The 348-nt window shown below is 75.9% G+C and carries 1 protein-coding gene; it reads left to right on the top strand.

Annotated features, from left to right (window positions below):
• Positions 1 to 348: putative amidoligase domain-containing protein (locus tag PA598K_RS35810; RefSeq protein ID WP_446674109.1), on the top strand; the 348-nt coding region annotated here is incomplete at both ends.

Genomic DNA, 348 nt, shown 5'->3' with positions numbered 1-348 from the left:
GACGCCGTTGGCCGCTCGGCGCTGCGGCGATTCACGCATGGCTATGCGGCGGCGCGGGCCGCGCACGGGCGCGAGTCACTGCGGATCGGCGCTGACCCGGAGTTCGTCCTGCTGAGGCGGGATGGCCGGATCGTCTCGCCAGCCCGCTTCCTCGATCCCGGCGACGCGGCGGGCTGCGACACCGTTGTCGTCGGCCGTCGCGTCAGACACCCGGTGGCAGAGCTTCGTCCTGACCCTGCTACCGATCCCGCCGAGCTGGCGCGGCATCTGCGGCGGCTGCTGCGCCGGGCCGCGGCGCGCATCCCCGAGCCGGGCTTGCGCCGGCTGGCCGGCGGGATGCCGGGTCCC

This window comes from Paenibacillus sp. 598K, assembly GCF_003851045.1.
Lineage (GTDB): Bacteria > Bacillota > Bacilli > Paenibacillales > Paenibacillaceae > Paenibacillus_D.
The sequence above is the reverse complement of the archived record's forward strand: the minus strand, read 5'-3'. Positions and strand labels throughout refer to the sequence as shown.